A 7,103-nucleotide genomic window follows, 5' to 3' on the forward strand; every position below is an offset into this window, starting at 1 on the left:
GCGGTGGTGGATTACGTCTACCGCATCGATGCGTTGCCGGCCGCCGGCGACGCGGGCGTAAGCTGACGCGGTCTTTTCCGTGCCGGCGGCGGCTTCAACATGATGGCCGCGGCGAGCCGCACCGGGATGAAAGTTGTGTTCGGCGGCCAGCTCGGCACCGGGCCGGACGGAGACTTCCTGCGCGCCGCCTTCGCCGCCGAAGGCATCGAGACGCTGACCCCGCCGTCGCCCTTGATGGACAGCGGCAATTGCGTGGCCATGATCAGCGGTGACGCGGAGCGCACCTTCGTTTCCTGGCCGGGCGCCGAGAGCCGGCTGACGCCGGACATGATGAAGCCGGTCCAAGTCCTTTCGGGCGATTGGGTTTTCACCTCGGGTTACACGCTGAGCTATCCCGGCAGCCGCGATGCGCTGGCCCACTGGATCGAGGCGCTGCCGGACGGCATTCCTTTCCTCTTCGATCCGACGCCGGTGATCGCCGATATTCCGCGCCCGATCCTGGGCAGGGTTTTGGCGCGCACGACCTGGCTGAGCTGCAACACCAATGAGGCCGCAGAGATTGCCGGCGCCGGCGACGCCCAGACCGTCGCCATACGATTGCTGGCCGAGCATTGCCCCAGCGCCGAAGGTGTCGTCATCCGCGCCGGCGCGCATGGCTGCCTGGTGCGCATGGCCGATGGCGGCACGCGCGCGGTTCCCGGTTTCGAGGTGAAGGCCGTCGACACGAACGGGGCCGGCGACACGCATATCGGCGCCTTCGTCAGTGGCCTTTCGCGCGGCATGTCGCCTTGCGAGGCGGCTCGCTACGCGAATGCCGCCGCCGCGCTTTCGGTCACCCGCCATGGCGGGTCCTCGGCGCCGACCGACATGGAGATCCAGGGGTTCCTGACCGAGCGCGGCGAAGCGATGACCGCGCCTGGCCGGGCGGAAGCGACTGCAACTTAACAAGCCCGTCAATCGGGCAAACAATGAGAGGAAAAGAACATGCGCATGCCCAGACTGACCGCTTTTCTGACGGCCACCGCCGTCTTCGTCTCCGCATTCACGTTTGCCGCACAAGCAGCCGAGGAAGTGCATGTGCTCAACTGGAAAGGCTACGGCGCCGACGAGCCGTGGGCCGTCGCCAATTTCGAGAAGGCGACCGGCTTTAAGGTGGTCAACGACTTCTTCAACTCCGAACAGGAGATGCTGACCAAGATCCGCACCAATCCCGGCCTCTACGACGTCGTCATGATCAACGCCGCCTTCAACGACCAGGCGATGGCCGGCAAGCTGATCCAGCCGATCGACGTCTCGAAGCTCTCCAACTATGCCGATATCGCCAAGGACAAGGCCGGCTCGCCGATGCTCAACCATGACGGCAAGGTCTATGGCGTGCCGTGGGTGTGGGGCCTGACCGCGCTGGCCATCAACGACAAGTCCTTCGACAAGCCGCCGACGTCGATCGCCGAGATGTGGGACCCGGCGCATAAGGGCCGCGTCATCATCCGCGACGACGCGGTCGAGGCGGTGCAGTTCGGCGCGATCGCGTCGGGTCAGAACATCAACGACATCAAGGATATGGATGCGGTCAAGGCGAAGCTCACCTCGCTGATGCCGCAAATCAAGACCTTCTGGAGCTCGGAGAACGACTGGAACCAGATGGTCGCTTCCAACCAGATCGACATCGGCACCTATTGGAGCGGCTCGGCCGATCGCGCCAAGACGCATTTCAAGCTGCCGGTCTCCCTCGTCATCCCGCAAGAGGGTGCCGTCGCCTGGCTCGACGCCTTCTCGATTCCCGTCGGCTCGAAAAACGTTGCCGGCGCCGAGGCCTTCATCAACTACATGATCGATCCGAAGTTCTATGTCGAATGGGTCACCAAGGTCGGCGCGCCGGTTTCGGCCAACACCAAGGCGGTCGACGCGCTGCCGGAGGATGCCTTCAACCGCAAGGTCATGGGCAGCCCGGATGTCGCCAAGCGCATCCAGTTCCAGGCGCCGGTCACCGACGAGCAGCGCGAGAAGTATCTGGCGCTGTGGCAGGAGCTCAAGGTCAACGTGAAGTAATCGAGTCTTTCGGGGAGGAGAGGCGGGATGGCTGACCAGCTTGCGATCGGTTCGCGCCGCGGACTGAAGCCGGCCCTGCCGCTTCTCCTTCCCGCCTATCTGTGGCTGACAGTGGCGATCTTCCTGCCGCTGTCGGCCATGGTCTTCTTCTCCTTCATGACCGACCTGCCGCTGGCCGGAAAGGAATGGTCGTTCACACTCGGCAATTACGCCGCCTTCTTCTCGCAGAGCCTCTATTCGACGCTTCTGTTCGCCTCCCTGCGGCTCGGCCTCGAGGTGACGCTGTGGTGCGTCGTAATCGGCTACCCGGCAGCCTATGTTCTGGCCAAGGTGCTGAAGGGGCGCAGCCGCGAGGCGATCTTCCTGCTCGTCATCCTGCCCTTCTGGTCGAACGGCCTTGTGCGCATCTTCTCCTGGGCGATGGTGCTGCGCGAAGGCGGCATCCTCGACACGGCGCTCAACGCCGTTCTGCCGTTCAAGATCAACATCGATCTCATGTATTCCTATCCCGCCGTCATCATCGGCCTGGTGCACTCCTATGTGCCCTACATGGTGCTGACCTGCTATCTCACGCTGCAGGCGATCGACGACTCGCTGATCGAGGCCGGCCGCTCGCTCGGCGCATCGCGGCGGCAGGTGCTGTGGCGGGTGATCATCCCGCTGTCGATGCCTGGGCTGATCGCCGGTGCCGCGCTGATTTTCGTGCCGGTGGTCGGTTCTTTCATGGAGCCGCGCATCCTCGGTGGGCGCACCGGCACCTTCTACGGCACGGTCATCGAGGACCAGTTCGTCGCGGTCTTCAACTGGCCGCTGGGCGCAGCACTTTCCTTCATCCTGCTCGCCGTCGTGCTGATCATCCTGGCGCTGGCCGCGCCGGTCTTGCGGAGGGCAGGCTGATGGCAACGACGCGCATCCTCGAAGGGCTCGGGCGCTTCTACATCGTGCTTTTGCTCGGCTTCCTCTATTTGCCGATCATCATCATGGCGGCGATGTCCTTCAACGCCTCGCCCTTCTACCAATTGCCGTTCGAGTGGACGACGGACTGGTATGCCTCGCTCTGGCAGAACGACCAGCTGATCGCGGCGACCTGGAACAGCATCGAGATCGCAATCATCACCACTTTGATCTCGACGGTGCTCGGCTCGATGGCCTCGCTCGCGCTCTACCGATACGAGTTCCGCGGCAAGAAAGTCCTGCAGGCGCTGCTCTTCCCGCCGATCGCCATTCCATGGCTGATCACCGGCACGGCGATGCTGATCTTCTTCTTCGGAGTCGGCATCGGCCGCGGGCTCATCGCCATCCTGCTCGGCCATGTCGCGCTCGCGCTGCCTTACGTCATTGTCGTCGTGTCGGCCCGGCTGCAGACCTTCGCGCCGGAGCTGGAGGAGGCGGCGCGCTCGCTCGGCGCCAACCAGTGGCAGGTGACCATGCGCGTGACCTTGCCTTGGATCATGCCCGGCGTGATCGCCGGCGGGCTGTTCGCCTTCGCGGTGTCGTTCGACCAGTTCGTGGTCTCCTACTTCCTGTCGACGCCTGGCCAGACGACGCTGCCGGTCGAAATCTACGCCGCGATCCGCAAAGGTTTCACGCCCGAGATCAATGCGGTCTCGACGATCATCATCGTCGTGTCGATGGCGCTGATGCTGCTCACGGCGCGTTTCTTCAAATTCGGCGGGGAGAAATAATGGCTGGCGTCCAGGTCGCGAACGTCTCCCGCAGTTTCGGCGCGCACAAGGCGCTGGACGATGTCTCGATCGATTTCGCCGATGGCGGCTTCTATGCGCTGCTCGGGCCGTCCGGCAGCGGCAAGACCACGCTGCTGCGCCAGATCGCCGGCTTCGATTTTCCGGATGCTGGGCGCATCGCCATCGGTGGCGAAAGCGTCGAGCGGGTGCCGGTCGAGAAGCGCCGCATCGGCATGGTGTTCCAGAACTATGCGCTGTTCCCGAATATGAGCGTCGCCGACAATGTCGCATTTGGCCTCTCGGTGCGCGGCGAGCCGAAAGCGACGATTGCCGCGGAAGTGCAGCGCGCGCTCGACCTCGTGCAACTCGGCAAGCTCGGCGGGCGCAAGCCGCACCAGCTCTCCGGCGGCCAGCGCCAACGCGTGGCGCTGGCGCGGGCCATCGTCACCAAGCCGCGCGTGCTCCTGCTCGACGAGCCGCTCGGCGCGCTCGACAAGGCGCTGCGCGTTGACATGCAGATCGAGCTGAAGCGCATCCAGCGCGAGATCGGCATCACCACCATCTTCGTCACCCACGACCAGGAAGAGGCGCTGACGATGAGCGACCGCATCGGCATATTGCGTGACGGCCGGCTGGTGCAGGAAGGGCCGCCGGAAGAGATCTACGACAGGCCGCAAAGCGAGTTCGCCGCAACCTTCCTCGGCGACGCCAACATCTTTCGCGGCGATGCGACCGGCTCCGGGATCAAGCTGCCCGACGGCACGACGATCGGGGCTTCGACAGGTGCCTCGGTGCCGGCCGGCGCCAAGGCAAGCTGCGCCGTCCGGCCCGAGCGCATCCGGATTTCGACCGGCGCGGCAAAGCCCGATCCAGCCGGTGCCAACATGCTCACGGGGCAGGTCTCGAAGCGCATCTTCGCAGGTAACAACAGCACCTATTTCGTCGACCGCGATGGCCAGACGCTCAAGGTGATCGTCCAGAACACCGGGGCCGAAAGGTTGGCCGAAGGTCAGCTGGTCGTGCTTAGCTGGTCGCCGGACAGCACGGTGCTGATCGCGGCTTGAAGCCGGCACGGCATATTGCCAGCGGCCCGCGTTGATGGCGCCGCGCCTGGCGCTCCGCGCCGCAAGGACAGTGCCATCGGGTGTTTTTCTCCGGCAGGCGCTGCGACCGAACAGGTTTGCCGGCGTTACCCGAATATTGGCAGGAAATTCTACCACTCACGGTTGACCCCGAAGCGGCATAACGGCCTATAATTCTACTAAATTTATAGACTAACTGCGGCCGCCTGGCGGCGTCGTTTGTCCCGTGAGCGAGACCGGGAGAGCTTCCATGCCGAAAACCGAATCCAACCCCATCGAGCTCGGCACACGGGCCGCCGATTTCATCCTGCCCGACGCACAGGGCGTCCTGCACCGCCTCGGCGATTTCGATGCCAAGCCGGCGCTGCTTGTCGCCTTCATTTCCAATCGCTGTCCCTTCGTCGTGCTGATCCGCGAGGCGTTCGCGGCTTTCGCCAGGGACTATGCCGCCAAGGGCCTGCAGGTTGTGGCGATCAACGCCAACGACCATGAGGCGCATCCCGAGGAGACGCTGGCCCGCATCGGCGAGGAGGTCGAAAAATTCGGCTATTCCTTCCCCTACCTCAAGGACGCATCGCAGCAGACGGCGAAGGCCTACGGCGCGGCCTGCACGCCTGATTTCTTCCTGTTCGGGTCCGACCGCAGGCTTGCCTATCACGGCCAGTTCGATGACGCGCGGCCGGGCAATGGCAAGCCGGTGACGGGTGCCGATCTGCGCGCGGCGGTGGACACGGTGCTTGAGGGCGGCAGGCCCGCCGCGAGCCAGGCGCCGTCGATCGGTTGCAACATCAAGTGGAGCGCCGGCAATGAGCCGGCGTGGTTCTCCGGCGCTGCCCGCGCCGCCTGAAGCAGATCCCGCATTCATTGCCTCATTGCCGCGTAGCCATGCCCCAGCCACAACGATCCGCTTCCGACAGCCTGCATCTGCAAGCCGACGTGCTGGTGCTTGGCGGCGGGCCTTCGGCAGCGTGGGCGGCGGTCGCGGCGGCTGAAAGCGGCGCCAAGGTGGTGCTCGCCGACAAAGGCTATCTCGGCACCAGCGGCGCCACCGCGCCATCGAACACCGGAACGTGGTGCGTGCCGCCGGGCGAGAATCGGCATGCGGTGGTGGAGCGACGCTGGCAGCGCACCGGCGAACTCGCCGACCAGCGCTGGATGCTGCGCTGCGTCGATACGGCCTATCAAAACCTCCTGAAGCTTTCGGAATGGGGATATCCGTTCCCAAGCGAGGATGACGGGCGGCTCTACATCGCCAATTTGCGCGGTCCCGACTACATGCGCTTCATGCGCCGGCGTGTGCTGATGGCCGGCGTCACCGTGCTGGACCATCACCCGGCGCTCGAGTTGCTCTCGGATGGCGATGCCATCGTCGGCGCGGCTGGTCTTGCCCGGCAAGCGGGCCACGACTGGCGCGTCGATGCCAACGCCGTGGTGCTGGCAACCGGCGGCTGTGCCTTTCGCGAGCGGATACTCGGCGGCACCGGCCTGACCGGCGACGGCTACCTGATGGCGGCGGAAGCCGGCGCCAGCCTGTCCGGCATGGAATTCACGGGCAAGTACACGCTGGCTCCCCATGGTTCCTCGCTGAACAAGGGCCTGCCATTTCGCTGGGCGTCGTTTTATCGCGAGGACGGGTCGCCGATCGTCGGGCCAACCGGCGAGCCATTGCGCAACGGCATCGGCGAGCGCGAGAACGAGGTGGCGCGCGCGCTGATCGAAGGACCGGTCTATGCGCGGCTCGACCAGGCCGAGCCGGCGCTGCAGGGCTGGCTGCGGCAGGGACAGCCGAACTGCTTCGTGCCCTATGACCGGGCCGGCATCGATCCCTTCGCCGAACTGTTCCGTATCACGTTGCGCGCCGAAGGCACGGTGCGCGGCACCGGAGGCATCGACATCGTCTCCGACGATTGCGCCACCGGCGTGCCTGGGCTCTATGTCGCGGGCGACGCCGCCAGCCGGGAGATCATGACCGGCGCGGTTTCTGGCGGTGGCGCCGTCAATTCCTCCTGGGCGCTGGCCAGCGGCTGGTGGGCCGGCAAGGGCGCGTCCGTCCATGCCAGGCGCTGGACCGGCAAGGCCTTCCGCCGGGAGGCGCGGCCCCTGGGCCAGGCCGGACTGCGACCGGCGGCAGCGGCGCGCGCCGATATCGCGGCGGCCGAGGTCATCGAAGCGGTGCGCGCCGAGGTTACGCCCCTAGACGGGAATTTCTTCCGCACCGGCGAACGTCTCGAAAGGAGCGCCCAGCGGCTGGAAAGTGTCTGGCGTGATGTGCGTGCCCATCTGCAGG

6 protein-coding genes and 1 pseudogene are annotated in these 7,103 nt (G+C 65.4%); all 7 read left to right on the plus strand.

The window, feature by feature from the left end; translation table 11 throughout:
* A pseudogene (locus tag EOA23_RS29610) lies at positions 1-945 on the plus strand (PfkB family carbohydrate kinase); the annotation flags it as partial.
* Between the two features lie 39 nt (positions 946-984).
* Complete coding sequence (locus EOA23_RS29615; protein ID WP_127306740.1) at positions 985-2,049, plus strand: ABC transporter substrate-binding protein; 1,065 nt, start codon at positions 985-987, stop codon at positions 2,047-2,049.
* 27 nt (positions 2,050-2,076) lie between these two features.
* Positions 2,077-2,946: an ABC transporter permease gene (locus EOA23_RS29620; RefSeq protein ID WP_127251434.1), complete on the plus strand. Its 870-nt coding sequence runs from the start codon at positions 2,077-2,079 to the stop codon at positions 2,944-2,946.
* Positions 2,946-3,734 (plus strand): ABC transporter permease, encoded by a 789-nt coding sequence (locus EOA23_RS29625; RefSeq protein WP_127306741.1) that lies wholly within the window; start codon positions 2,946-2,948, stop codon positions 3,732-3,734. Before EOA23_RS29620 ends, EOA23_RS29625 begins: the two co-directional genes overlap by 1 nt.
* A complete protein-coding gene (locus EOA23_RS29630; protein WP_127306742.1) occupies positions 3,734-4,798 on the plus strand; it encodes an ABC transporter ATP-binding protein in 1,065 nt (354 codons plus the stop codon). The genes EOA23_RS29625 and EOA23_RS29630 overlap by 1 nt, the downstream gene beginning before the upstream one ends.
* A gap of 268 nt (positions 4,799-5,066) precedes the next feature.
* Entirely contained in the window at positions 5,067-5,663 is a 597-nt protein-coding gene (locus EOA23_RS29635) for a thioredoxin family protein (protein WP_127306743.1), read from the plus strand.
* A 38-nt stretch (positions 5,664-5,701) separates the two neighbouring features.
* Positions 5,702-7,103 (plus strand): FAD-binding protein (locus tag EOA23_RS29640; RefSeq protein WP_127306744.1); only part of this gene is annotated, 1,402 nt, incomplete at its 3' end.

Source organism: Mesorhizobium sp. M2A.F.Ca.ET.042.01.1.1 (assembly GCF_003997405.1).
In the GTDB taxonomy this organism is placed as follows: Bacteria; Pseudomonadota; Alphaproteobacteria; order Rhizobiales; family Rhizobiaceae; genus Mesorhizobium.

Coding starts and splice junctions, on each gene's coding strand:
- EOA23_RS29615 (WP_127306740.1), top strand. CDS start 985: ATGCGCATGCCCAGACTGACCGCTTTTCTGACGGCCACCGCCGTCTTC.
- EOA23_RS29620 (WP_127251434.1), top strand. CDS start 2,077: ATGGCTGACCAGCTTGCGATCGGTTCGCGCCGCGGACTGAAGCCGGCC.
- EOA23_RS29625 (WP_127306741.1), top strand. CDS start 2,946: ATGGCAACGACGCGCATCCTCGAAGGGCTCGGGCGCTTCTACATCGTG.
- EOA23_RS29630 (WP_127306742.1), top strand. CDS start 3,734: ATGGCTGGCGTCCAGGTCGCGAACGTCTCCCGCAGTTTCGGCGCGCAC.
- EOA23_RS29635 (WP_127306743.1), top strand. CDS start 5,067: ATGCCGAAAACCGAATCCAACCCCATCGAGCTCGGCACACGGGCCGCC.